Source organism: Nonomuraea soli, from assembly GCF_013761175.1.
GTDB classification, from domain to species: domain Bacteria; phylum Actinomycetota; class Actinomycetes; order Streptosporangiales; family Streptosporangiaceae; genus Nonomuraea; species Nonomuraea soli.
Genome location: NZ_JACDUR010000009.1, coordinates 249,980 through 273,900, shown reverse-complemented (window position 1 = coordinate 273,900; position 23,921 = coordinate 249,980). Strand labels below are relative to the sequence as shown.

Sequence of the window (23,921 nt, the reverse complement as noted above, 5' to 3'; positions counted from 1 at the left end):
CCGGCACGCCTTACGGTATAACCGGGGGCGGACCGGGGAGGCGTGGATGCGGGACTCCGACAGGACTCGGGCAGCCGGGCGGGCGACGGCGCGGGAACTGTTCGAACAGGTGCGAGCGCGTTACTTCAGGCTTCCTCCGGCACTGCGCAGGGTGCTGTTCGGCGTGGTGCTCGTGGGCACGGTCGGCCTGGGCGCGGCGCTGGGCTGGGAGTTGTGGGGCACGTTCGTCACCGCGGCGATCGTCCTGGGCTTCCTGGCCCTCACTCTGAACTTCCCGCGCGCGGCCGCCACGGTCCTGGTGCTGGTGCCGTGGGGTTTCGCGGTGGTCCTGATCTCCCAGGCGCCGGGGCCGCTGATGCTGCTGAGCCTGCTCGGCGTGCTGGTGGCCGTCGGCGCCCACCTGATCGGCTGGGTGCCCCCGTGGCTGACCACGCTGATGGCGCTGGTGCCCGCCGGGGTGGCCGCGGCCGCGCTGATGCCGGTCATGGGCATGGCCGCGATCTCGCTCAGCTACGGCGTGGCGATCGCGGTCCTGATCTACCGCTTCGTCGTGGCCCGGCGGGTCAAGGCGGAGATGACCGCTGAGGACCAGGTGCGCGTGCGGGCCAGGGACGGGCGTCCCGAGGTCCCCGCCGACCGCAACGCCGCGCCGTCGCCCATCTCGGTGGCGGAAGCCCTCGGCGAGCTCGACGCGATGATCGGGCTGGCTCCTGTCAAGGAGCAGGTGCGCTCGATCGCCGCCTCCATCGAGGCCTCCCGGCTGCGGGCCGAGGCCGGATACACAGCCGAGCGGCCGATGCGGCACTTCGTCTTCGTCGGGCCGCCCGGCACCGGCAAGACCAGCGTCGCCCGCACCGTCGCCAAGATCTTCTACGCCTTCGGCCTGCTGGAGACCCCCTACGTGGTCGAGGCGCAGCGCGCCGACCTGGTGGGGGAGTTCCTGGGCGCCACCGCGATCAAGACCAACGAGCTCGTCGACCGGGCGCTGGGCGGCGTGCTGTTCATCGACGAGGCATACTCCCTCATCAACTCCGCCGACGGCCAGCCCGACCGGTTCGGCTCCGAGGCGGTGCAGACCCTGCTCAAGCGTGCCGAGGACGACCGCGAGCGGCTCATCATCATCCTGGCCGGGTACGAACAGGAGATGACCGGCTTCCTGGGCTCCAACCCGGGGTTGTCGAGCCGGTTCGCGACCCGGGTGAGGTTCCCCTCCTACGCGCCGCACGAACTGCTGGAGATCACCGAGCTCCTCCAGGGGCGCAGGGGCGACCGGCTGACCCCCGAGGCCAGGCCCGCGCTGCTCGGCCTCTTCGAGGACGTGCAGCGCCGCGGGCTGACCGACGAGCTCGGCAACGCGCGCTTCGCCCGCAGCCTGGTCGAGGCGGCGGCGCAGGCCCGCGACGTGCGGGTGGTGGGCGCGGGCGGCACTCCCAGCACCGAGGACCTGGTGACCACCACGGTCGCCGACGTGACCAAGGCCTTCAACGAGCTGACCGCCCGCTTCCGCGGCTACCAGGCGACGCCGAGCCTGGAGGAGGCGCTGGCCGACCTCGACTCGATGGCGGGACTCGAACCCGTCAAGCGCCAGGTGCACGCCATCGCCGCCCAGCTGAAGGTGGCCCGCATGCGCCAGGAGCGCGGCCTGCCCGCGCCGACGCAGATGCGCCACTTCGTGTTCGTCGGCCCGCCGGGCACCGGCAAGACCACCGTCGCCCGCATCCTGGGCCGCATCTTCGCCGCGCTCGGCCTGCTGGCCAGGCCAGACGTGGTCGAGGCGCAGCGCGCCGACCTGGTCGGCCAGCACCTGGGCGCGACCGCGATCAAGACCAACGAGCTCGTCGACCGGGCGCTGGGCGGCGTGCTGTTCATCGACGAGGCCTACAGCCTGGTCAACCCCGGCTACGCGGGCGGTGACGCGTTCGGGGCGGAAGCCGTGCAGACCCTGCTCAAGCGGGCCGAGGACGACCGCGACCGGCTGGTGATCGTGCTGGCCGGCTACGAGCGCGAGACCGACGCGTTCCTGTCGACCAATCCCGGCCTGGCCAGCCGCTTCAACCAGCGGGTGCGCTTCCCGTCCTACGCGCCGGCCGAGTTGTCGCGCATCGCCGTCAGGCTGGCCGAGCAGTCGGGCGACGTCTTCGACGACGAGGCCCGCGCCGACCTCGACGAGGTCTTCCGCATGATCTGCGCCGAGGGCCTGATCGACGGCCTGGGCAACGGCCGCTTCGCCCGCTCCCTGTTCGAGCGCGCCGCGATGAGGCGAGACGTACGGCTGGCCGCGATCGGCGGCACCGCGAGCGCGGCGCAGCTGACCACTATCACCAGCCAGGACGTGCGGGCCGCCGTCGACGAACTATCAGGACGTTAAGCAGACCCCTCCTTGAACCTCCGTCATAGCCCAGTGGTTACATGGTGTAGCACTATGACTACTGAGCGGAGGTGTGATGGCGGGGTTCCTGATTCGTCGGCTGGTCAACTATCTCGTGCTGACTGTCGTCGCGACGAGTCTGGCGTACATGCTGGCCGCCAGCGCACTCGATCCGCGCGCCAACTACCAGGGCCGTAACCCCCCGCTGCCGCCCGCGGTGATCGACGCCCGGCTCGACGAGCTCAACCTGAACAACAAGACGCCGCTGATGGAGCGCTACGTCACCTGGGCGAGCGGCGTGATCCACGGCGACTTCGGCAAGACCTGGCAGGGCGAGTCGGTCAACGAGGACCTCAAGCGCCGGGCCGGCGTCACCTTCCGCCTCATCATCATCGGGCTGTTCTTCGGCAGCTTCCTGGGCGTCGCCGTCGGAGCCTACGCGGCGGTCAAGCAGTACGGCTGGTTCGACCGCCTGTCGACGATGGGGTCGTTCTTCATCCTGTCGATCCCGGTGTTCGTGCTGGCCAACGTGCTGATCCTGCTGGGCGTGTGGTTCAACGGGGTGGTCGGCACCCAGATCGTCTACGTCAGCGGTGAGTACTCCGCGGGGTTCGAGGGCGGCTTCTTCGCCTCCCTGCTCGACCGGATCCAGCACCTGATCCTGCCGACGTTGTCGCTGGCGCTGCCGCTGATCGCGGTCTTCAGCCGTTACCAGCGCAACATGATGCTCGACGTGCTCGGAGCCGACTTCATCCGCACCGCCGTCGCCAAGGGCATGACCAGGCGTGCGGCGCTGACCAAGCACGCCCTGCGCACGGCGCTGATCCCCGCGGCCACCTATTTCGCCTTCACCTTCGGTTCCCTGCTGGTCGGCGCGACGATCACGGAGAAGATCTTCGGCTGGCACGGCCTGGGCGAGCAGCTGATCAACTCCATCAACACCAACGACGTCAACACCGTCGCCGCCATCGCCTTCCTGACCGCTCTGTCGGTGCTGTTCGCCTCGCTGCTGTCGGATCTGCTGACCGCGGCCCTGGACCCGAGAGTGAGGGTCTCATGAGCATCGCAGAGGAGGAGATGGCCGAACTGGCCGAGTCGCCCAAGGCGCCCTCCCGGCTGCGCGTGGTGGCTCAGCGCTTCTTCCGCATGCGCCAGGGCCAGATCGGCTTCGTGCTGCTGGCCCTGATGTTCGTGCTGGCCTTCTTCGGCCCGCTGCTGGGCCACTGGTCCTACACCGACAAGGACTTCAACGCCTTCCTGCAGCCGCCGTCGGGCACCCACTGGTGGGGCACCACCCAGACCGGCGCCGACGTCTACGCCATCACCCTGCGCGGCATGCAGAAGTCGCTCATCGTCGGCCTGCTCGTCGGCGTGATCAGCACGGCCATCGCGGCGGTCGTCGGCGCCTTCGCCGGCTACTTCCTGGGCTGGACCGACCGGATCCTCATGTGGATCGTCAGCCTGCTGCTGGTGCTGCCGAGCTTCCTGATCCTGGCGATCATGTCGCCGCTGTTCGCCGACGGCGCCTGGGTGCTGTTCGTGGTCATGCTGGCGCTGTTCATGTGGATGATCACCTCGCGGATCATCCGCGGCATGACCGTCTCGCTGAAGGAGCGCGAGTTCATCCGCGCGGCCGAGTTCATGGGCGTGTCCAGCTCGAAGATCATCTTCCGGCACATCATCCCGAACATGTCGTCGCTGCTGATCGTGGACGCCACGCTCAACGTGGGCGCCGCCATCCTGTCGGAGACCACGCTGTCCTACTTCGGCTTCGGCATCCAGCCGCCCGACGTCTCGCTGGGCAGCCTCATCGCCGACGGCGCCAAGACCGCCACCTACGCCCCCTGGACGTTCTGGTTCGGCGCCGCGGTGCTCGTGGTGCTCGTGCTCGCGGTCAACCTCATCGGCGACTCGCTGCGCGACGCCTTCGATCCCACCTCACGGAGACGTGCATGACGGACCCGGTTCTGCAGGTCACCGACCTGAACGTGCGCTTCGGCGACGTGCACGCGGTCCGCGGCGTCTCCTACGAGGTACGGCCGGGCGAGGTGCTGGGCATCGTGGGGGAGTCCGGCTCGGGCAAGTCGGTCACCTCCCTGGCGGCCATGGGCCTGCTGCCGCAGTACGCCACGGTCGAGGGCTCCGTCAGGCTGCACGGCACCGAGATCCTCGGCGCCAAGGAGAAGGTCCTCACCGACTTCCGCGGCAAGACCATCTCCATGGTCTTCCAGGACCCGCTGTCGGCGCTCACCCCCGTCTACCGGGTCGGCGACCAGATCGCCGAGGCCGTCAGGCTGCACCAGAAGGTCTCCAAGGAGTCCGCGGACGTCCGGGCGGTCGAGCTGCTCGACCTGGTGGGGATCCCCAATCCGGGCGCGCGGGCCAGGCAGTTCCCGCACGAGTTCTCCGGCGGCATGCGCCAGCGCGCGGTGATCGCGATGGCGATCGCCAACGACCCCGACGTCATCATCTGCGACGAGCCCACGACCGCCCTGGACGTGACCATCCAGGCGCAGGTCCTCGACGTGCTGAAGAAGGCGCAGAAGGAGACCGGCGCGGCGATCGTGATGATCACCCACGACCTGGGCGTGGTCGCGGGCATGGCCGACCGGGTGCTGGTCATGTACGCGGGGCGGCCGGTCGAGGTGGGGTCGACCGACGACATCTACTACCGCATGCGCATGCCGTACACCATGGGCCTGCTGGGCTCCATCCCCAGGCTCGACATGGGGGACAAGCAGCCGCTGGTGCCGATCGAGGGCAATCCGCCCTCGCCGGCGAACCTGCCGCCCGGCTGCCCGTTCGCGCCGCGCTGCCCGATGGTGATCGACGCCTGCCATGAGGTCGAGCCGCCGCTGGAGGCGGTCGACGGCGACGACCACCGGGCCGCCTGCATCCGCGCCTCCGAGATCGCCGCCAAGCAGCTGACCCCCGCCCAGGTCTACGCGATCTCGCAGGGCAAGCACGCCAAGCAGGCCGAGGACGAGCAGGCCCCCGGCGAGCCGCGCACGCGGCAGCCGGTGCTGGCCGTCGACGACCTCAAGAAGCACTACCCGCTGATGAAGGGCGCGGTGTTCAAGCGGAGGGTGGGCACGGTCTTCGCCGTCGACGGCATCAGCTTCACCATCCGCGAGGGCGAGACGCTCGGGCTGGTGGGCGAGTCGGGCTGCGGCAAGACGACCGCGCTGATGGAGATCCTTCAGCTCTCGCAGCCCATGGGCGGCTCGGTCAACGTGCTGGGCCGCGAGGTGGCCAAGCTGTCGTCCAGGGACCGCTTCGCCGTGCGGCGTGACATGCAGGTGGTCTTCCAGGACCCGCTGGCCTCGCTCGATCCGCGCATGACGGTCTACGACATCCTGGCCGAGCCGCTGCGCACGCACGGGGTCAAGGACGTGCGGCCGCGCATCAACCAGCTGCTCGACCTGGTCGGCCTCGACACCAGCTACGCCGCGCGCTACCCGCAGGACTTCTCCGGCGGTCAGCGCCAGCGCATCGGCATCGCCCGGGCGCTCACGCTGGAGCCCAGGCTGGTGCTGCTGGACGAGCCGGTCTCGGCCCTCGACGTGTCGATCCAGGCGGGTGTGATCAACCTGCTCGACGAGCTCAAGCGCAGGCTGTCGCTGTCGTACCTGTTCGTGGCGCACGACCTGGCGGTGGTGCGGCACCTGGCCGACCGGGTCGCGGTCATGTACCTGGGCAGGGTCGCCGAGATCGGCCAGGTGGACCAGGTCTACGACCGGCCGCTGCACCCGTACACCAGGGCGCTGCTGTCGGCGATCCCGCTGCCCGACCCCGTGAAGGAACGTTCCAGGTCGCGGGTGCTGCTGGAGGGCGACCTGCCCAGCCCGGCCAACCCGCCGTCGGGATGCCGTTTCCGCACCCGCTGCCCCCTGTTCAAGACCCTTTCCGAATCCGAGCGCTCGCGGTGCGTCGAGGACGAACCGGGCGTCCGGCAGCTCGACACCGATCATGGCGTGGCATGCCACTACGCCGAGAAAGCTGAGGAATTGTGAGAAAGCTCCTGGTCCTCGCCGTGGCCGGGTCGCTGGCCCTGGCGGGCTGCGGCGGCGGTAGCGGCGGCAGTGGAGGCAGCGGCGGGGGGAACGCGGGCGGCGGCGGATCCGCCGAGGCGACCAAGGCCTTCGACATCAACCCCGTCGCCCGCGACCAGGTCAAGGACGGCGGCACCCTGCGCTGGGGACTCAACGAGTTCCCGACCCAGTGGAACATGAACCACGTCGACGGCAACCTGGCCATGGTCAAGAAGGTCATCGACGGCCTGATGCCGCAGCCCTTCCGTTCCGACGAGAAGGCCGCGATCTCGCCCAACACCGACTACCTGACCGACGGGAAGGTGACCGCGAGCGACCCCAAGCAGGTCGTCACGCTCACCCTGAACCCGAAGGCCAAGTGGTCCAACGGCGACCCCATCACCTGGGAGGACTACCAGGCCCAGTGGAAGGCGCTGAACGCGAGCAACGCCGACTTCAAGGTCGCCAGCACCACCGGCTACCAGGACATCGAGAGCGTGGCGCAGGGCAAGGACCAGTTCGAGGTCGTCCTCACCTTCAAGCAGAACTTCGGTGACTGGCAGTCGTTGTTCTCGCCGCTGTACCCGAAGGCGACCAACGCCTCGCCGGACTCCTTCAACAACGAGTGGCTGAGCAAGATCCCGGTCACCGCCGGACCGTTCAAGTTCGGCTCGTTCGACAAGACCGCCAAGACGATCACGATCACCCGTGACGACACCTGGTGGGGCGACAAGGCCAAGCTCGACACCATCATCTTCCCGACGATGGAGAGCGACTCGCTGGTCGGGGCCTTCACCAACGGCGAGATCGACACCTTCGACGTCGGCCCGTCCGCGCCCGACTACGCGCGGGCCAAGGGCACGCAGGGCGCGCTGGTACGGCAGGCGGCCGGCCCCGACTTCCGCCACATCACCATCAACGGGGAGTCGCCCATGCTCTCCGACCCGAACGTGCGCCAGGCGGTCGCGATGGGCATCAACCGCCAGGCCATCGCCCAGTCCGACCTGCAGGGCCTGGACTGGCCGATCACCCTGCTGAACAACCACTTCTTCATGAACACCCAGGAGGGCTACCAGGACAACGCCGGGCCGCTGGGCGTCTACGACGCCGCCAAGGCGGGCCAGGCCCTGGACACCGCGGGGTGGAAGCTCAACGGCCAGACCAGGATGAAGGACGGCAAGGAACTCAACCTGCGCTTCGTCATGCCGTCGGGCCTGCAGCTGACCAAGTCGGAGGGCGAGCTGCTGCAGAACATGCTCGGCCAGATCGGGGTGAAGGTCACCCTGCAGGCGGTGCCCAGCGACGACTTCTTCACGAAGTACATCATTCCCGGCAACTACGACATGACGGCGTTCTCCTACATCGGCACGCCGTACCCGGTCTCCTCCGGCTACGGCATCTACGCCAACGCCACGACCGACTCCGGCGGCACCAAGCAGTGGAACGCCAACCTGGGCCGCATCGGCTCGCCGGAGATCGACGCGGCCATGAAGAAGGCGACCGCCGAGCTCGACGTGGCGGCCGCCCGCACGGCGACCAACAACGCCGACAAGCTGATCTGGGAGGCGGTCAACGTGATCACCCTCTACCAGCGCCCGCAGAACATCGCGGTCAAGGAGACCCTGGCCAACATCGGGGCACGCGGCTTCTACGACCTGAAGTACCAGGACATCGGCTTCACCGGCTGATCGGCTGATGTGGGGCGCCCCGGCGGAGCTGTCGGGGCGCTCTGCTATTGATGGGCTATGCAGCTCACCTGGCCCCAAGTCCTGTCGTGGCGGTTGCGCCGTCAGTTCGTTGCCGGCGCCGACGCGCCCGACGCCCTGGCCGTCGTCCGCCGGTTGTGCGGCGTGCAGACCCAGGTGGCGTCCTCCGCCAGGCTCGCCATCGCCGTGCGCGGTGCCGACCCCGATGTCGACCCCCTGCTGTGGGAGCGGCGCACCCTGGTCAAGACCTGGGTCATGCGCGGCACCCTCCACCTGGTGGCCGCCGACGAACTGGCCGACTACTGCGCGGCCCTGGCGACCCTGCGCTCGTGGGAGAAGGGCGCCTGGCAGCGCGGTCACGGCGTGACCGCCAAGGAGATCGAGGCGATCATCGAGGCGGTGCCGCAGGCGTTGCGCGACAGCGTGCTCACCCGCGACGAACTCGTCGACGCCGTGGTCGAGGTGACCGGCGACCAGCACCTTCGTGAGGCGCTGACCTCCGGCTGGGGAGCGTTGCTCAAGCCGCTGGCCCGGCTGGGCGAGCTCTGCTACGGGCCGCCGCGCGACGGCAAGGTCACCTTCACCTCGCCGCACACCTGGCTGAAAGACTGGGCGCTGCCCTCCTACGAGGAGGCGGGCGTGCGCGTGGCCCGCGCCTTCCTCGGCGCCCACGGCCCGGCCTCGCCCGAGATCTTCGACAAGTGGCTCTTCGGCGGCGTCTCACGCAAGGCCGTGCTCAAGGGCTGGTTCGCCGCGCTGCGGCCGGAGCTCACCGAGGTCGATGTCGAAGGGCAGAGCCTGCTGGCGCTGACCTCCACCCTCGACGACCTCGCCGCCACCCGGCCGTCGGCCGACGTGCACCTGCTGCCGGGCTTCGACCAGTACATCCTCGGCGCGCCCCGCGACCTCACGGCGCTCATCCCCGCCGAGGTCAAGGCCAAGGTCAGCAGGGCCGCCGGCTGGATCTCGCCCGTCGTGATCTACCAGGGCAGGGTCGCCGGGGTGTGGGAGCCCGACGGCTCGCTGGAGCTGTTCGAGGACGTGCCGGGAGTCGAGGCGGCCCTGAAGCGGATCAGATGATTCGGATAGAGCGACACAGTTCTGGCAGACTCCTCGCATGAGGCGCCCCTTCCAGCAAGTCGATGTCTTCACCGACCGGCCCTACTTCGGCAACGCCCTGGCCGTCGTGCTCGACGGCACCGGCCTGAGCGACGACGAGATGGCGCGCTTCGCCCGCTGGACGAACCTGTCGGAGACCACGTTCCTGCTGCCGCCGCGCCACGCGGAGGCCGACTATTTGGTGCGCATCTTCACCCCCGCCGGTGAGCTGCCGTTCGCCGGCCACCCCACGCTGGGCAGCTGCCACGCCTGGCTGCTGGCGGGCGGCATGCCCAAGCACGCCGACGTGGTCGTCCAGGAGTGCGGCGCCGGGCTGGTCCAGGTGCGGCGTTTCGGGCACTCGCTCGCCTTCGCCGCCCCGCCGCTGGTGCGCTCCGGCCCGGTGGAGCCCGAGCTGGCCGCCGAGATCGTGCGCGCCCTGGGCGTCGAGCCCGGCCAGGTCGTCGACATGACCTGGGCCGACAACGGCCCCGGGTGGGTGGCCGTCGAGCTGGGAGACGCCGAGCAGGTGCTCGCCCTGGAGCCGCGTTTCGTCGACCAGAAGGTCGGCCTCGTCGCGCCCCACCTCGACCTCGGCGTGGTGGGCCGCCACGGCGAGGGCGGGCAGGCCGACTTCGAGGTGCGGGCGTTCTTCCCGGTGGGCAGGGAGCTGCGCGAGGACCCGGTGACCGGGAGCCTCAACGCCTCGGTCGCCCAGTGGCTGCTGGGCAAGGGCCGGGCCCGCGCGCCCTACACCGTACGGCAGGGCACCGCTTTGGGCCGTGACGGGCGGGTGACGATCACCGCCGACACCGACGGCACGATCTGGGTCGGCGGCGATGTCGTCACCTGCGTCAGCGGCGAGGTGGAGCTGTAGCGCCGCTCAGGATCGTGCCTGACCCAGGATCGACTCCAGGTCGGCGACGTTCGTGAGCGCGTCGGCCAGCCGGACCCGCTCGGTGTCGTCGAGCGTCACCTGCCTGAGCTGTTCGAGCAGCTCGCGCGCCCTCTCGTGGTCCTGCTGGGTCACCGCCAGCTCCGCCCGGTAGGCCAGCGCCTCCACCAGGTCGGCGGCCGGGGTGTCCGGTTCCGCGCGCCGCAGAGCGCCGTCGAGGATCTTGGCCGCCTGCGCCGGATCGCCGTGGGAGTCGCCCATGACCACCGCGTTGTCCATCGCCACGGCGAGCTTGCTCTTGGCCGCCTCGCCCTCGGGCAGTTCCTTCAGCGGGAAGAACCGCACGTAGTTGCCGCCGGGGTCGATCAGGGTGAAACCCGGCTGGTAGCTGACGTTCTTGCGCTTGCGTGGCCGGGTCATCCGGGGGATGCCGGAGATCAGCAGCTTGCCGTACTTCTCGCGCATGCCCGCGGCGAACGCGGCGTGCAGCTCGAACGTGCTCGGCACGAAGACCCCGCAGGTGCCGTAGGACTCGGCCGGGTCGAACTCGGCCGGCATGCCGAAGAAGTGCAGCTCGATGTCCTCCCGGCGGAGGGAGACGTAGGGGTTGGGCCGGGTCTGGCGGTAGGTGCGGGTGAATCCCAGCGCCTGGTAGAACTCGGCGATCTCGTCGATGTCGCGGCAGGGGAGCATCGGGATCATGCGTTCGTGGGCCATGCGGCCATACTAGTCAAACTTGACTAGCTTGGAGTCTCTCGATCAGGCCGCGCGTCCATTCGGCCCCGCTGTCGGAGAAGTGCACCCACAACCGCATCACCTCGCCGATCGCCCCCCAGTCCTGCTGCCCGGTCCAGTGCTTGTCGACCTCGGCCCGCCAGCCCTCCAGGGCGTGCAGCCGCAGGCGCAGCAGCTCGATCACCTCGGCGCGAGGCAGGGCGTCGATGAAGCCGACCCCGGCCGTGAGCAGGTCGATCTTCTGGTCGTGCCGCGACAGCGCGTCGCGCAGCAGCTCCAGGAACTCGGCCTCGCCGGCCGGGGTCAGTTCGTACTCCACGCGTGGCGGACCGCCCGCGTCGCTCGGGGCGACCTCGTGGGCGTGCAGCATGCCCTGCTTGGCCAGCTGCTTGAGCGCGTGATAGATCGAACCCGGTTTGGCGGTGGACCACTCGTGCGCGCCCCAGCTCTCCAGGTCGCTGCGGACCTGGTAGCCGTGGGCGCGCCGGTGGTTGCGCACGGAGCCGAGAACCAGCAGGCGGATGGCCGACACGGGCCAACCCTACTGGCCCCAGGCCTCCAGCTCGTAGATCCGGGCCGCGCTGTCGGAACCCGGCGAGGTGATGGCCAGCCGCACGTAGCGGGCCGTGGCGGACACCGGATGGGTGGTGGTCGCGGCGCTGTTGCCGGTGACCGTCACCGCCGTGCTCCAGGCGTCGCTCGTGGCCGACCGGACCTGGATGGTGAAGTCGCGTGTGTTCCACGCCGGCGACTCCCCACCCGCCTGGGCGTGCTTGACCACGAAGCGGGTGATCGGCCGGGCCGAGCCGAGGTCCACCTCCATCCACTTGGCCGAGGTCAGCGTGCACCACTTGTCGGTGTTGCCGCCGTTCACGCTGCCGTTGACCGCCTTGGCCGGGCCCTCGCCGGTGTTGCACTGGCCGGATGCGGTGGCGGGGCGGTTGAGCGCGAGATTGTTCTCGGAGGGCCCGCCCGCCCAGGTCACCGTGGCCGTGGCGGCGCTGGAACGGCCGAACTCGGCCGAGACCGCCTCGACCTCGATCACCGTGGAGGTCTCCGTGCCGACGCGGTCCAGCCGGGGCACGAAGAAGGCGTCGTTCGGGGTGGCGCCCAGGAAGGTCCGGGTGCCGTCGGGGTTGCGCCGGTAGAGCTCGTGGTGGCGGGCGGCGCCGCCCGCGCTCCAGCCCATGCGCAGCGACTTGCTCGTAGCCGAGACGTCGGTGGAGCCGAGCACGGTCAGCGCGGTGGGCGCGGCCGGCACGTCGACCGTCCCGTCGTAGAGGGCGAGCTGGCCGACCCGCAGGTCGACGGTGCCGGTCGTCTGCAGGCCGAGCTGGGCGACCGTCTTGCCCGCGTGCGGGGCCAGGTCGATCGTCCTGCGCTCCCAGCCGCCGCCCGACGGCGCGCCCAGGGTGATCGTGGCCGAGGATCCGTCGGTGAAGGAGAGCCTGGCCTGGAGCGACCCGGAGCCCTTGATCACGGCCGACAGCTTGGTGTCCGCGGTGACCGGCAGATGCGTCTGGTAGAGCCTGACCGATCCCGCCGAGCCGGTCAGCCGCAACGACGAGCCGCCCTCGTAGGCGTCGCCGAAGTCGATCGACGGGGTCACGCCGGTGGCGATCCAGCGATAGGTGGGCGGCACGTCCTGGAGCGACAGGTTGTTCCAGCCGCCCGTCCTGGTGCGGGTGCCCGCGCTGTTGTGGAAGTCGCCGTGCCCGGCGTTGAACGAGGTCACGAACGGCTTGGAGGTGATCGGCGTCGACTCGGCGATGTAGTGCGCCAGGCCCTTCCAGGCCGAACCGGTCGCGGTGTTCGACGGGTCGCCGTTGGCCCCGACCCAGTACCTCGACTCGCGCGTGTAGGAGTCGGCGCGGCCGCTGGAGGACTTCCACGTCCACTCGGGCCGGTACAGGCCCAGCGACGTGACGTGCGGCGCGCCGTCGGGGAAGATCGCGCTCCACGACACCCCGGTGTTGTAGCCGCCGGCCTCGGTGTCGATGCCGCTGTAGAGGTCGAACTCGCTGCGGCCCAGCGCGCGGGCGTTGGTGCGCGAGCTCGACAGGCCGGAGGCCGTCCAGCCGAAGTCGACGAACATCGAGTTCGAGGCGGCGAAGAAGGCGTCGTTGGCGGAGTTGAGCTGGTCCTGCCACGACACCGGCCCCGACTCGGTCATCGCGTCGTACCACATCACCTCGACGCCCTTGCCGCGCAGGTAGGTGATGAGGCTGCGCATCTCGGTGGCGTCGGCGGCGCTGCCTCCCGCGGTCTCCTGGTTGATGAACCAGCCCTCGAACCCGTAGTGCTTGGCGACCTCGGCCAGCTTGTCGGCCACCGGGTAGGCCGAGCCCTGCTTGACCAGGAAGTCGCGCACCCACTGGTACTGCCCGCCGTACGCGGTCGGCGGGAAGAAGACGGTGCCGTAGACCTTGACGCCGTTGCGGTGAGCGGCGTCGATCACGGGCGCGTTCGGCGCCAGGATCAGCCCCTCGCTCGCCGAGCCGCCCCAGAAGACCAGGCTGTCGATGTACTGCCAGTGGCCGAAGGCGTAGTAGCTGGAGTCGAGAGAGCCCTGCGAGGGGTTGTTCGAGGTGGGGGCGAAGGAGACCAGCGAGGCGATCCGGCCCTCACCGGCGCGGGCGTTGGCGTTCGCCTTCAGCGCCGGATCGCTGCGGCGCGGCTGCAGCGGCACGCGCGAGCGGTTGAAGCGCGCGTCGGGATCGGCGGAGGCGGTCCAGCCCAGGATCGTGGCCGGGTGCCAGGAGGAGGCGTACGGCTGCGCGCCGGTGTCGGCGCGGGCGGGGGAGGCGACCACCAGCATGGCCGCCATCAGGCATAACGCGGCTGACACTCTCATAATTTGACTCCTCGGGCTCGTAGGTGGTCGAGGTCGGCGGCCCGTGCCGCCGCGACGATCGCCACAGGTCCGGCCTGGCGCAGCCGCACCCATTCGCTGTGGAAGTCGCTGCCGGGAGCGACCTCGCCGCGCCGCTCAGGCTGGGTGCGCAGGTCGACGTCGCAGACCAGCGCGGGCCGGGGTTCCGGCGCGGCCGTACGGCGGGCGGAGGCGAGGTAGGCGGCCAGTTCCTTGGCCGCGGGCTTGGCCTCGTGCTCGACGGTGAACAACCCCAGGTCGTACTCCCGGTCGGGGAAGTCGGCCAGCGAGCGGTCCAGGTCGTGCGAGCACCACCAGGTCACGCCCCAGAGCGCGGGATTGGCGCCCACGGATTCGAGCAGGGCCCTGGTGAAGGGCGCGGCCTCGTCGGCGCCGATGTCGGGCCGGGGCGCGCCCACCTCCTGCAGCCAGACCTGGCGTGCCGGGTCGGTGGAGGTGGCGGCGGCCAGCTCGACCAGGTAGTCGGCATGGGTGACGGTCGCGGGCCCGAGCGGGCCGTCGACGGCCGAGACGCCGTTGAACACCCAGGAGTGCACGGTCGTCAGGTCGCCCAGGTCGGTGTTGTCGGCGGGGTGGAAGGGGTGGCCGGGGTCGTACCAGGTGGCGTCGTAGAGCGAGTGCAGGGCCAGCAGGCGCGGGGCGTGCTCCCGCACGGTCCCGATGAGCTCGGCCGCCCACTGCCGGGAGATCTCGGGGGTGGTGGCGTTGGCCGGCCAGAGGTTGTTGACCTCGTTGCCCAGCGTGATGGCGAAGACGTTGGGCTTCTCGGCGACCGCCGCGGACAGGGCCGCCGCGTAGGCCGCGATGCCCTGCCGTACCCCCGGGTCGGCGAACAGGCTGCGGCCGTGGTGGGTCAGGATCCAGGAGGGCAGGAAGTCGAAGCTGGACAGGTGGCCCTGGAGCAGGTCCACCGAGACGGACAGGTCGAACTCGGCGGCCACGTCGATGAGGGTCAGCAGGTCGTCGATGCCGCGCCGGCGGATCAGGGTGCGGTTGGGCTGGATCCACGGCCAGATCGGGAAGACCCGCACGTGGTCGAGGCCCAGCCCGGCCAGGTCGGCGAGGTCGCGGCGGGCGGCGTCGGCGGAGAAGTCGAGCCAGCTGTGGAACCAGCCGGACGAAGGGACGTAGTTGGCGCCGAAACGAACGGGATTCACAGGGGGCAGGCCTCCGGCTCGGGACCGGAGGGCGGACTCGTGCCCCTCCGGGGGGAACGCCGGACGGCCGGGCGGGGCCCGCGGTGGTGGCGCCGGGGGCCGAGATCCCCGGCCTTCCGGTTGATCTCGAGCGGAGCCTAAACCGATTTAGTGCCCTCTGCCAAGGGTGCCGTACTCTCCCTCACGGTCAGCCGCGGTGTCTGCGTCTTGACGTCGCGCGGCACCCCCGGCTCGGCGATCGCCGCCAGCAGGGTGGCCGCGACCTGGCGGCCCAGCGCGAAGGTGTCGCGTGACAGGGCCGTCAGCGGCGGGTGCACGATGCGGGCGAGCACGGAGTCGTCGAAGGCCACGATCGACAGCTCGCGCGGCACCGCCACGCCCATCTCGGTGGCCACGCCGAGCCCGGCGACCGCCATCACGTCGCTGTCGTAGACGATCGCGCTGGGCCGTACGGCACGCGACAGGAGCGCGCGGGTGGCGGCCGCCCCCTCGGCGTCGCTGAAGTCGGTCGGCACCGAGATCACCTCGGCCAGGCGCAGCCGCTTGGCCGAGTCGCGCAGCGCGCGGATGCGGCGCTGGGTGTGGCGGAAGGACGGCAGGCCGGCCACGTGGGCGATGCGAGTGTGCCCGAGCGCGGCCAGGTAGTCGACGATGGAGAGCATGGCCTCGCGGTCGTCGGCCCACACGCTGGCCAGGGAGCCGTGCTTGCCGGGACCTCCGAGCACGACGGCGGGCAGCCCGATCTCCTCCACGACCTCGACGCGCGGGTCGCGGACCTGCAGGTCGACCAGGATGAAGCCGTCGACCCGGTGCTCGGAGGCCCAGCGCCGGTAGATCTCGATCTCGGCCGCCGTGTCCTCCACCACCAGCAGGTGCAGGGCGACGGCCCGTGACGACAGCTCGGCCTGCAGCCCTGACAGTAACTGGGCGAAGAACGGCTCCACCCCGATCGTGCGCGCGGGCCGGGCGATGACCAGGCCGACGGCCTCGGCCTTGGCACCCACCAGAGCACGCGCGGCACTGTGCGGCCGCCAGTTCATCTCCTCGGCCACCTGCAGGATCAGTTGCCTGGTCGCCTCGCTCACGCCCGGTCTCCCGTTGAGCGCGAAGGAGACCGCCCCCTTCGAGACCCCGGCCCGCCGGGCGATGTCGGCGATGGTCGGTCGCGCCACTCTTCCCCCTTGACACCAGAAGATTGCTAGGTAGATAGTCCCGACAACTAGAACGGTTTAGCAAGTCCAGGAGAGAACATGCGTAAGCACTGGGTAACGCTTGCATTAACCGCTGCGGCACTCACCGGTTGCGGTCTCAGCGGCACAGAGACGCCACCGCAGCAGGCGGCCTCACCGAGCATCTCCGGCTCCATCACCGGGAAGGTATCGCTGCAAACCTGGGCACTGAAGCCGAAGTTCACCGCCTACGTCGAAGGTGTCATCGACGGCTTCGAGAAGAAGTATCCCGGCGTCGAGGTCGAGTGGCTCGACCAGCCGGGCGACGGCTACTCCGAGAAGGTGCTCAGCCAGGCCGCGAGCGGCACCCTGCCCGACGTGACCAACCTGCCTCCGGACTTCGCGCTCCCTCTGGCCAAGCAGGGGCTCCTGCTCGACATCGCCAAGGCCGACCAGAAGGCCGCCGAGGAGTACGTGACCGGCGGCCTGGACGCCTACCGGTTCCCCGGCACCGAGGGCACCTTCGGCTACCCGTGGTACCTCAACACCGACGTGAACTACTGGAACGCGGAGCTGCTCACCAAGCACGGACTCGACCCCAAGAAGCCTCCCACCACCCTGGACGAGCTCATCGAGCAGGCCAAGGTGATCAAGGACAAGTCGGGCGGCAAGGTCTACCTGATGAGCCGCAAGCCCGGCCTCATGGACCTGGCCAACGCGGGCGTGAAGCTCGTCTCCGACGACGGCGGGTCCTTCACCTTCAACACCCCCGAGGCCGCCGCGCTGCTCGACAAGTACGCCGCCGCCTACAAGGACGGCCTGCTGCCCAAGGACATCCTGACCGACACCTTCCAGGGCAACGCCAAGCTGTTCTCCGAGGGCAAGGTCGCCTGGACCACCGGCGGCGGCAACCACATCACCAGCCTGCAGACCGACAACCCGTCGCTGGCGCCCAAGGTGGTGCCCTCGCAGGCCATGGGCACCCCGCCGCTCTACGTCCAGGGCCTGTCGGTGTCCGCCAAGAGTGCCAACACCCCGGCCGCCGTGGCGCTGGCCCGCTGGGTGACCAACGCCGAGAACCAGGCGGCCTTCGCGCACCTCGTGGCGATCTTCCCCAGCACCAAGGCCTCCGCGAGCGACCCCTTCTTCAGCAAGAGCGACGGCACCAACGCCTCCGAGGCCAAGGTCATCGCGTTCAAGTCGCTGGAGAGCGCCAAGATGCTCCAGCCGGTGCAGTTCAACGGCGCCATGGACAAAATCGTCAACCAGCAGTTCGCCCTGGCGATCAGCGGTGAGGCGACCTCGCGGCAAGCCCTCGACGACGCCGTGGCGAAATGCAACGACCTGCTGAACCAGTAGTGGTCCACCAGCGATGGTTCACGCCGTGGGTGCTCGTCGCGCCCGCGGCGGTCTGGCTGGTGGTCTTCTCCGCGTGGCCGGCGATCAACACGGTGATCCTGTCGTTCACCAACGCCAAGCCGCTGGGCGGAGGGCACTTCACCGGGCTGCAGAACTTCGAGCGCGCCCTCGACGACGACCAGCTGCTCGACGCGCTGATCAACAGCGTCGTCTACATGCTGGTCTGCGTGCCGCTGCTCACCTTCCTGCCGCTGCTGCTCGCCGTCCTGGTGGAGAAGAGGCTGCCGGGCATCACCTTCTTCCGCACCGCGTTCTACACGCCCGTGATCGCCTCCGCGGTCGTCGTGGCGATCATCTGGGGCTGGCTGCTGAGCGAGCACGGCATGATCAACGGGCTGATGCGGCAGCTGGAGGTGATCCAGGAGCCGCTGCCCTTCCTGACCGACCGCTGGCTGCTGCTGTTCAGCGCGATCAGCCTCACGGTGTGGAAGGGCCTGGGTTACTACATGATCATCTATCTGTCGGCGCTCGGGAACGTGCGGCGGGAGCTGCACGAGGCGGCGGCGGTCGACGGGGCCGGGCCGGTGCGCCGCTTCTTCCACATCACCGTGCCCGGCGTGCGCGGCACGATGCTGCTGGTCTCGGTCCTGATCTCGGTCAGCGCCCTGCGCGTCTTCTCCGAGCTCTACGTGCTGTCCAACGGCACCGGCGGCCCCGGAGGGCGCGACATGTCGGTCGTCATGCTCATCCAGCTCTACAGCCGCGGCTTCACCGGGCACCTCGGCTACGCCTCCGCGCTCAGCCTCATCCTGCTGGTCATCACCATCGGGCCGATGCTGCTGCTCACCAGGCTCGGAAGGAACTCGTGATGCGGGAGAAGCTGCTGCGCTACGGGCTGCTGCTGTTCGTCCTGGCCATCACGATCGGGCCGTTCCTGCTGCAGCTGTCGACCTCGCTGAAAGGGATCAACGAGGACATCTACACCGCCACCCCGCGGCTGCTGCCGTCGGAGCCGACGCTGGACAACTACGTCCAGGTGATGCGGACCCTGCCGGTCCTGAAGTACGCCGCCAACTCGCTCGTGGTGGCGGCGATCGTCATCGTCGGCAACGCCGTCGGCGCCACCCTGGCCGGATACGCCCTGGCCCGGCTGCGCTTCCGCGGCGGCCGGCTGGTGTTCGGCGCCTTCGTGGCCACGCTGGTGCTGCCGGAGGAGGTCACGATCATCTCCAAGCTGGTCACCATCCAGAGCCTCGGCCTTGCCGACACCCTGCTCGGCGTGGCCCTGCCCGGCGCGATCGGCATGCTCAACGTGCTGCTCATGCGCACCGCCTTCGCGGCCATCCCGCGCGAGATGGACGAGGCCGCCATCGTCGACGGCGCCAACGCCTGGCAGAGGTTCACCCGCATCGGGCTGCCCAACGTGCGCGGCATGCTCAGCGTGATCACCATCTTCGCCTTCATCGGCGCCTGGGACGACTTCCTGTGGCCGCTGATCGTGCTGACCGACCCCGAGAACCTCACGCTCACGGTCGGGCTGAACTACCTCAACGGCACCTTCAGCGCCAACCCCAGGCTCATCGCGGCGGGGACGATGATCGCCTTCATCCCGATCGTGATCGTGTTCGCGACGTTGCAACGTTTCTTCTTCCGCGGCGTCGAGGAGGGCGCGATCAAGGGCTGAAACGCACCTGCTCGCCCGGCCTGAGCTGGGCGAGCAGGGGCAGGTCCGCGTGGCGCACCACGCCGACCACGGGATAGCCGCCCGTCGGCGGGTGGTCGGCGAGGAAGACGATCGGCTGTCCGCTCGGCGGCACCTGGATCGCTCCCGCCACCATGCCCTCGCTGGGCAGCTCGCCCTCGCGCACCCGCTTCAGCTCGCGTCCCCGCATGCGGACGCCGACCCGGTTGCTGTCCTGCGTCACCTCGTACGGCTCGGCGAACAGATCCCCTGGCCTGGCGAACCAGTCGTCGCGCGGGCCGGGCAGCACCCGCAGCACCCGCCGGCCGAGCGCCGCCACGGGGGCCACGTCGACGGTGATCTCGCCTGCGGCCACCCCGACGGGCAGCACGGTCCCCGCCGACAGCGGAGCGGGCCCCAGACCCGACAGGGAGTCGGTGGAGCGGCTGCCCAGCGTCGGCTCCACGGCCACGCCCCCGCGGACCGCCACATAGGTCCGCAGGCCCTCGCGGGGGGTGCCGAACCGCACCTCGGTGCCCTCCGGCACCCAGAACGGGGCGTTCATCCCGCCGATCGGGCCGACCGGGCAACCGGCCCCCGTGACCGCCACCCACGCGCCCCTGGTGAAACGCAGCCGGGCCCCGCCGAAGGTCAGCTCCAGCGCGGCCGCGCCCTCGGCGTTGCCGACCAGGCGGTTGGCCAGGCGCAGGCTCGGCACGTCGGCGGCGCCGGAACCCGGCACGCCCAGGTGGGCGAACCCCGGCCGGCCCAGGTCCTGGACCGTGGCGTACGGCCCGGGACTCAGGATCTCGATCATGCTCGCTCGAACCTCACCCGCATGCCGGGCCGGAAGCGCGAGGGGGGATCGGCGCGCACGTCCCAGATCCGTTCGCCGGTGCGGCCCAGCAGGCGCCATCCGCCGGGGGAGGCGCTGGGGTACACCGCGGAGTAGGGCCCCGCGACGGCCACCGAACCCGCGGGGACGCTGGTGCGCGGCGTGGTGAGCCGGGGCAGGTGCAGCGCGGGGTCGAGACCGGTCAGGTAGGCGAAACCGGGCGCGAAGCCGAGCCAGCCCACGACCAGGTCGCTGGAGGTGTGGCGGGTGACGACCTCGTCGGGGGTCAGGCCCGCCGCCTCGGCCACCGACTCCAGGTCCTCGCCGTCGTAGATGACAGGGATGACGATCGGCTCGGCGGGCGGCGAGACGTCGTGCTCGCCCGTGATCGGGGCCGTGGTCGCGGCGAGCAGGGCGCCGAGATGGCCGCGCAGCCGCGGCATGTCGGCGCCCGGCGCGACCACGAGCACCGTCTCCGGGCCCGGGACGATCTCCACCACCCCCGGCGGCCGCTCGGAGCGCAGCAGCGCGTCGATCCGGTGCGACTGGGCGAGCGATCCGGTCTCGACCAGGAGCCCGTGCTCTCCCGCGAACCGGATCGCTCCAGCGGGAACGGTCATGCGAAAGCCTGCAGGACCACACCGGCGTCGAGCAGCGAGTCTCGTACGGCCTTGGCCAGCCGTACGGCGTCGGGCGTGTCGCCGTGCACGCAGATCGAGCGCGCCGCCACCGGCACGTCGCTGCCGTCGGCCGAGGTCACCGTCCGCGCGACGGCCATGCGCACGGCCCGCGCGGCGACCTCGTCGACGGCGTGGATCACCGAGCCCGCCTCGCGACGCGGCACGAGCGTGCCCGACGGCGTGTAGGCGCGGTCGGCGAACGCCTCGCACACGGTCGGCACGCCCTCGGCCGCGGCCACCGCGTGCACGGCCGAGCCGGGCAGCGTCAGCACCGGCAGCGACGGGTCGTAGTCGGCGACCGCGTCGACGACGGCGGCGGCCTGCACCGGGTCGCGCACGATGCGGTTGTAGAGCGCGCCGTGCGGCTTGACGTAGGACACGCGCCCGCCCATGGCGCGGGCGATGCCGTCGACGGCCGCCAGCTGGTAGAGCACCTCGGCGCACAGCTCCTCCGGCTCGACCTCCATCTCGCGCCTGCCGAAGTGGGCCAGATCGCGGTAGGACACCTGGGCGCCGATGGTCACCCCGCGGTCGATGGCGGCAGCGCAGGTGCGACGGATCGTGACCGGGTCGCCCGCGTGGAAGCCGCACGCCACGTTGGCGCTGGTGACGACGTCGAGCAGGGCCAGGTCGTCGCCGAGCCGCCAGATGCCGAAACCCTCGCCGAGGTCGGCGTTGAGATCGATGATCAAGCCGGAGGTGTCGCTCGCCATGGGACTATCTTGGACCCACGAAGAGGGTCTGCGTCGCCGTACCGACCTCACCCAGCGAGTCGGAGAGCGTCGTGCGGGTCAGGCCGCGGCCCGTGGGCCCGATGACGGTGGCGGAGTCCATGCAGATCCACTCGCCCACCGGCATGCGGAACAGCGAGATCGTCAGATCGATGTTGGCGAACAGGTAGCTGTCGAAGTCGAGGGCGAAGCTGATGCCGTTGCCGCTGTCGGCGAACAGGGCCAGGCGCTCCAGCGGGGTCGGCTCGAAGCCCTTCACGAGCGGGATGCGCGCCCTGCCCCACGCCGTGGCGGGTCCTGGCTCGACGGCGGAGCCGCTGACGAAACGCCAGTCCATCGCCCTGCCGTACCCGAACGAGGTCGTCAGCCACGACGACGCGGAGGTCTCGGGCATGGGCGGCGGGCCGCCGACCGGCGTGGCCGGGGTCTGCTCGGTCCTGATGCGCCAGGCGGTGGCCCGGACGTACGGCCGGCCGCCCGACGAGACGGTGGCCTCCAGGCACTGCACCCGCTTGCCGTCGCGCACGACGGAGGTCGCCACCTCCAGCTCGGCGACCGGCACGGGGGCGAAGATCTCCACGACGAGCCGGGAGAGCTCCAGCTCGGAGTCGCCGAGCTCGTGCACGATCAGCGCGGTGACCGGTCCCAGATGCTGCATCGACGGATCCCACGGACCCTGGGCGTGCTCGGTGGCAAGGTAGCGTCCGGGGGCGAGGGGCGTGTAGAACGCCTCAGAACTCATCGGGGATCTCCGCGATGTCGTCGAGAGCGGTGGCCAGCTCCTCGGGGTCGCCGCCGATGCGTTCGACGATCTCGATCAGCACGTGCAGCACCTCCTCGCGGTCGTGGCCGAGGTCGAGCAGGCGCTGGGCGGCCTCCCACATCTCCGGCGGATCGCCCTCCCACAACCGGGTGGCGATCTCTTCGTGCCAGGCCAGATGCTGCTCGTCGAGCTCGCCACCATGATCGACGGCCAGCAGCCGCCGGCGGTCGGCGGGATCGGCCGGGTTGAGATCGTCGGCGCCCGGCAGGGGCGGGAAGGCGAACAGGCGGCGGGCCAGCGCCGACAGGTCGCCGTCGGGCAGCAGGCGCTCCAGCAGGGCACGGTCGAGCCCCAGCGCGGCCGGATCGCGGTAGGCCTCGGGGAAGGTCGCCATGGCCTCCCAGATCGCGTCGAGGGTGGCCTTGAGCCCGCGGTCGGGCAGGGCGCTCTTGCGCGCGGCGAAGCGCGACCAGGCCGACAGCACGTGCGGCATGGCCTCCTGCTCCTCGGGCGAGAGCATCACCTTGGCCGGCAGCCAGGTGAGCAGGAACGTCTCGCACTTGGCGGGGCTCACCCGCAGCGGGCGGCCGAAGTCCTGGCTGATGCCGTAGTCGATGATGTGGTCGGCGCAGCGTGAGGCGGCCGAGCGGTCGGACAGGTGCTCGGCCTCGTCGGAGGCGAGGAACTCGGCCGCCAGCATGGCGCGCCGCTCGCGGCTGTAGGGCGCCTCGCTGTGCAGCGGGGCCGGGCGCTTGCGCCCCGGCGGCAGCGCCTTCAGGCGGGAGCGGGCGAAGGCGTGGTAGGCGCTGTAGCTGTCGCTGACGGGCGGGCGCGGCTTGGACTCGCGGGTGGACCTCATCGCCGAGTCGAGCAGCGCCCTGGCCTGCTGGGGCTCGATCTCGTGGAAGGTGAGCATCGCGTTGGCCTCGGCCTCGGCGCGTGCCTGCTCCAGGAGCTTCTCGACCTCGGAGGAGACCCAGGCGTCGCGGGCCATGCCGCGCATGTTGTAGTCGACCACCAGCACAAGGGCGTGGCGGTCCTGGCCGGAGTAGGCGAAGGTGCACAGCACCGTGTCCTGGTCGCCGTAGGCGTCGCGCGAGACGTAGCAGCCGGTCGGCTTGACCGCGCCGACCCGGTCGGCCCAGCCGGGCCGGGCCACGCCCGACTCCATCATGGCCAGGGCCGCGCCCTCGGCCTTGGCGCCCTGGCGCGCGGTGCCGAGGTAGGCCAGGCAGATGAGCAGCGTCAGCGAGGCAGGCGTGCCCGCCTTGGCCGCGTAGTCGACGAGACCCTCGCCGAGCACCTGCTCGACGTCTCCGCCCTTGACCCGGCGGCCCCACCAGGCGCCGACCATGTCGGAGACCATGAGCTCGGCGTCGAGCGGGCTGCGTACGGCCAGCAGTTCGCGCGCCGCCTGCAGCATCTCCTTGAAGACTTCGTCAGGGTTGGTTCGGTTTCGGCGCACGCCCTCACTCTCTCGCAATTTAGGCGGAACCGTGCCGTGACGATGCTATCGGCCCGCCCGCGGAGGTGGAGCGGAGTTCACAATCGCCAGCAAATGCTCCCGTGCGATGCGTTCGATGATGTCGGCGGTCGCCTCGATGCCGAGGTGGTCCGCACAGGCGCACACGTCGGCAACACAACGGTCGATGGTGTCGACGGGTACGGTCAGGAACTCCTCGGCCAGCCTGAGACTGACCGGCTCCCTGAGGAAGCGCGTGGCCAGAGCGAGCATAGGTGTCAGATTCCTCTGCAGACCTAGTAGTAAACCGCCGCGAGGGTGACTTGCGCTCTCATTCCATCGGTTATCCGGCGAGTGT

Annotated in this window: 21 protein-coding genes; 10 read left to right on the top strand and 11 right to left on the bottom strand. The window is 70.4% G+C overall.

Annotated elements, in window-relative coordinates:
- The first annotated feature begins 46 nt into the window (after positions 1–46).
- The 7 genes from HNR30_RS40360 to HNR30_RS40330 all read left to right on the top strand — a co-directional run bounded on the left by HNR30_RS40360 (position 47) and on the right by HNR30_RS40330 (position 10,080).
- Positions 47–2,368: an AAA family ATPase gene (locus HNR30_RS40360; protein ID WP_181615454.1), complete on the top strand. Its 2,322-nt coding sequence runs from the start codon at positions 47–49 to the stop codon at positions 2,366–2,368.
- 76 nt (positions 2,369–2,444) lie between these two features.
- Positions 2,445–3,428: an ABC transporter permease gene (locus HNR30_RS40355; protein WP_181615453.1), complete on the top strand. Its 984-nt coding sequence runs from the start codon at positions 2,445–2,447 to the stop codon at positions 3,426–3,428.
- A complete protein-coding gene (locus HNR30_RS40350; RefSeq protein WP_181615452.1) occupies positions 3,425–4,324 on the top strand; it encodes an ABC transporter permease in 900 nt (299 codons plus the stop codon). The genes HNR30_RS40355 and HNR30_RS40350 overlap by 4 nt, the downstream gene beginning before the upstream one ends.
- Complete coding sequence (locus HNR30_RS40345; protein ID WP_181615451.1) at positions 4,321–6,381, top strand: dipeptide ABC transporter ATP-binding protein; 2,061 nt, start codon at positions 4,321–4,323, stop codon at positions 6,379–6,381. Before HNR30_RS40350 ends, HNR30_RS40345 begins: the two co-directional genes overlap by 4 nt.
- Positions 6,378–8,087 carry an ABC transporter family substrate-binding protein gene (locus HNR30_RS40340; protein ID WP_312894999.1) on the top strand — a complete coding sequence of 570 codons (1,710 nt, stop codon included), beginning with the start codon at positions 6,378–6,380 and terminating at the stop codon, positions 8,085–8,087. The genes HNR30_RS40345 and HNR30_RS40340 overlap by 4 nt, the downstream gene beginning before the upstream one ends.
- Before the next feature lie 57 nt (positions 8,088–8,144).
- Positions 8,145–9,185 carry a winged helix DNA-binding domain-containing protein gene (locus HNR30_RS40335; protein ID WP_181615450.1) on the top strand — a complete coding sequence of 347 codons (1,041 nt, stop codon included), beginning with the start codon at positions 8,145–8,147 and terminating at the stop codon, positions 9,183–9,185.
- Between the two features lie 37 nt (positions 9,186–9,222).
- Positions 9,223–10,080, top strand: a complete 858-nt coding sequence (locus HNR30_RS40330) for a PhzF family protein (RefSeq protein WP_181615449.1) — start codon at positions 9,223–9,225, stop codon at positions 10,078–10,080.
- A gap of 6 nt (positions 10,081–10,086) precedes the next feature.
- Here HNR30_RS40330 and HNR30_RS40325 read toward each other — a convergent pair whose 3' ends face one another.
- The 5 genes from HNR30_RS40325 to HNR30_RS40305 all read right to left on the bottom strand — a co-directional run bounded on the left by HNR30_RS40325 (position 10,087) and on the right by HNR30_RS40305 (position 16,055).
- Positions 10,087–10,815 carry a DUF8817 family protein gene (locus tag HNR30_RS40325; protein ID WP_181615448.1) on the bottom strand — a complete coding sequence of 243 codons (729 nt, stop codon included), beginning with the start codon at positions 10,813–10,815 and terminating at the stop codon, positions 10,087–10,089.
- A 13-nt stretch (positions 10,816–10,828) separates the two neighbouring features.
- Complete coding sequence (locus HNR30_RS40320) at positions 10,829–11,365, bottom strand: PadR family transcriptional regulator (RefSeq protein WP_181615447.1); 537 nt, start codon at positions 11,363–11,365, stop codon at positions 10,829–10,831.
- A 9-nt stretch (positions 11,366–11,374) separates the two neighbouring features.
- A complete protein-coding gene (locus HNR30_RS40315; RefSeq protein WP_181615446.1) occupies positions 11,375–13,687 on the bottom strand; it encodes an endo-beta-N-acetylglucosaminidase in 2,313 nt (770 codons plus the stop codon).
- Positions 13,684–14,883, bottom strand: coding sequence for a glycoside hydrolase 5 family protein (locus tag HNR30_RS40310; protein WP_312894998.1), 1,200 nt, complete (start codon positions 14,881–14,883; stop codon positions 13,684–13,686). The genes HNR30_RS40315 and HNR30_RS40310 overlap by 4 nt, the downstream gene beginning before the upstream one ends.
- A 137-nt stretch (positions 14,884–15,020) precedes the next feature.
- On the bottom strand, positions 15,021–16,055 hold the full coding sequence (locus HNR30_RS40305) for a LacI family DNA-binding transcriptional regulator (protein WP_181615445.1): 1,035 nt from the start codon (positions 16,053–16,055) through the stop codon (positions 15,021–15,023).
- Between the two features lie 78 nt (positions 16,056–16,133).
- On the opposite strand from HNR30_RS40305, the gene HNR30_RS40300 reads away from it, so the two are divergent.
- The 3 genes from HNR30_RS40300 to HNR30_RS40290 are packed head-to-tail and all read left to right on the top strand — an operon-like array spanning position 16,134 to position 19,095.
- The gene (locus HNR30_RS40300; protein WP_181615444.1) at positions 16,134–17,411 is read left to right on the top strand and encodes an ABC transporter substrate-binding protein; all 1,278 of its coding nucleotides are present in this window, start codon (positions 16,134–16,136) and stop codon (positions 17,409–17,411) included.
- Between the two features lie 29 nt (positions 17,412–17,440).
- Positions 17,441–18,280 carry a carbohydrate ABC transporter permease gene (locus HNR30_RS40295; protein ID WP_312894997.1) on the top strand — a complete coding sequence of 280 codons (840 nt, stop codon included), beginning with the start codon at positions 17,441–17,443 and terminating at the stop codon, positions 18,278–18,280.
- Positions 18,280–19,095: a carbohydrate ABC transporter permease gene (locus tag HNR30_RS40290; protein ID WP_181615442.1), complete on the top strand. Its 816-nt coding sequence runs from the start codon at positions 18,280–18,282 to the stop codon at positions 19,093–19,095. Before HNR30_RS40295 ends, HNR30_RS40290 begins: the two co-directional genes overlap by 1 nt.
- Here the strand turns inward: HNR30_RS40290 and HNR30_RS40285 are convergent.
- The 6 genes from HNR30_RS40285 to HNR30_RS40260 all read right to left on the bottom strand — a co-directional run bounded on the left by HNR30_RS40285 (position 19,085) and on the right by HNR30_RS40260 (position 23,836).
- Positions 19,085–19,909 (bottom strand): 5-oxoprolinase subunit C family protein, encoded by an 825-nt coding sequence (locus tag HNR30_RS40285; protein ID WP_181615441.1) that lies wholly within the window; start codon positions 19,907–19,909, stop codon positions 19,085–19,087. The genes HNR30_RS40290 and HNR30_RS40285 overlap by 11 nt on opposite strands.
- Positions 19,906–20,547, bottom strand: coding sequence for a 5-oxoprolinase subunit B family protein (locus HNR30_RS40280; RefSeq protein WP_181615440.1), 642 nt, complete (start codon positions 20,545–20,547; stop codon positions 19,906–19,908). The genes HNR30_RS40285 and HNR30_RS40280 overlap by 4 nt, the downstream gene beginning before the upstream one ends.
- Complete coding sequence (locus tag HNR30_RS40275) at positions 20,544–21,299, bottom strand: LamB/YcsF family protein (RefSeq protein ID WP_220134598.1); 756 nt, start codon at positions 21,297–21,299, stop codon at positions 20,544–20,546. The genes HNR30_RS40280 and HNR30_RS40275 overlap by 4 nt, the downstream gene beginning before the upstream one ends.
- A 25-nt stretch (positions 21,300–21,324) precedes the next feature.
- Entirely contained in the window at positions 21,325–22,080 is a 756-nt protein-coding gene (locus HNR30_RS40270) for a thioesterase family protein (RefSeq protein WP_181615438.1), read from the bottom strand.
- Entirely contained in the window at positions 22,070–23,524 is a 1,455-nt protein-coding gene (locus HNR30_RS40265; RefSeq protein ID WP_181615648.1) for a hypothetical protein, read from the bottom strand. The genes HNR30_RS40270 and HNR30_RS40265 overlap by 11 nt, the downstream gene beginning before the upstream one ends.
- An 87-nt stretch (positions 23,525–23,611) precedes the next feature.
- On the bottom strand, positions 23,612–23,836 hold the full coding sequence (locus HNR30_RS40260; RefSeq protein ID WP_181615437.1) for a hypothetical protein: 225 nt from the start codon (positions 23,834–23,836) through the stop codon (positions 23,612–23,614).
- Positions 23,837–23,921 lie beyond the last annotated feature (85 nt).

Coding starts and splice junctions, on each gene's coding strand:
- HNR30_RS40360 (WP_181615454.1), top strand. CDS start 47: ATGCGGGACTCCGACAGGACTCGGGCAGCCGGGCGGGCGACGGCGCGG.
- HNR30_RS40355 (WP_181615453.1), top strand. CDS start 2,445: ATGGCGGGGTTCCTGATTCGTCGGCTGGTCAACTATCTCGTGCTGACT.
- HNR30_RS40350 (WP_181615452.1), top strand. CDS start 3,425: ATGAGCATCGCAGAGGAGGAGATGGCCGAACTGGCCGAGTCGCCCAAG.
- HNR30_RS40345 (WP_181615451.1), top strand. CDS start 4,321: ATGACGGACCCGGTTCTGCAGGTCACCGACCTGAACGTGCGCTTCGGC.
- HNR30_RS40335 (WP_181615450.1), top strand. CDS start 8,145: ATGCAGCTCACCTGGCCCCAAGTCCTGTCGTGGCGGTTGCGCCGTCAG.
- HNR30_RS40330 (WP_181615449.1), top strand. CDS start 9,223: ATGAGGCGCCCCTTCCAGCAAGTCGATGTCTTCACCGACCGGCCCTAC.
- HNR30_RS40325 (WP_181615448.1), bottom strand. CDS start 10,815: ATGGCCCACGAACGCATGATCCCGATGCTCCCCTGCCGCGACATCGAC.
- HNR30_RS40315 (WP_181615446.1), bottom strand. CDS start 13,687: ATGAGAGTGTCAGCCGCGTTATGCCTGATGGCGGCCATGCTGGTGGTC.
- HNR30_RS40300 (WP_181615444.1), top strand. CDS start 16,134: ATGCGTAAGCACTGGGTAACGCTTGCATTAACCGCTGCGGCACTCACC.
- HNR30_RS40290 (WP_181615442.1), top strand. CDS start 18,280: ATGCGGGAGAAGCTGCTGCGCTACGGGCTGCTGCTGTTCGTCCTGGCC.
- HNR30_RS40285 (WP_181615441.1), bottom strand. CDS start 19,909: ATGATCGAGATCCTGAGTCCCGGGCCGTACGCCACGGTCCAGGACCTG.
- HNR30_RS40280 (WP_181615440.1), bottom strand. CDS start 20,547: ATGACCGTTCCCGCTGGAGCGATCCGGTTCGCGGGAGAGCACGGGCTC.
- HNR30_RS40270 (WP_181615438.1), bottom strand. CDS start 22,080: ATGAGTTCTGAGGCGTTCTACACGCCCCTCGCCCCCGGACGCTACCTT.
- HNR30_RS40265 (WP_181615648.1), bottom strand. CDS start 23,524: ATGCTGCAGGCGGCGCGCGAACTGCTGGCCGTACGCAGCCCGCTCGAC.
- HNR30_RS40260 (WP_181615437.1), bottom strand. CDS start 23,836: ATGCTCGCTCTGGCCACGCGCTTCCTCAGGGAGCCGGTCAGTCTCAGG.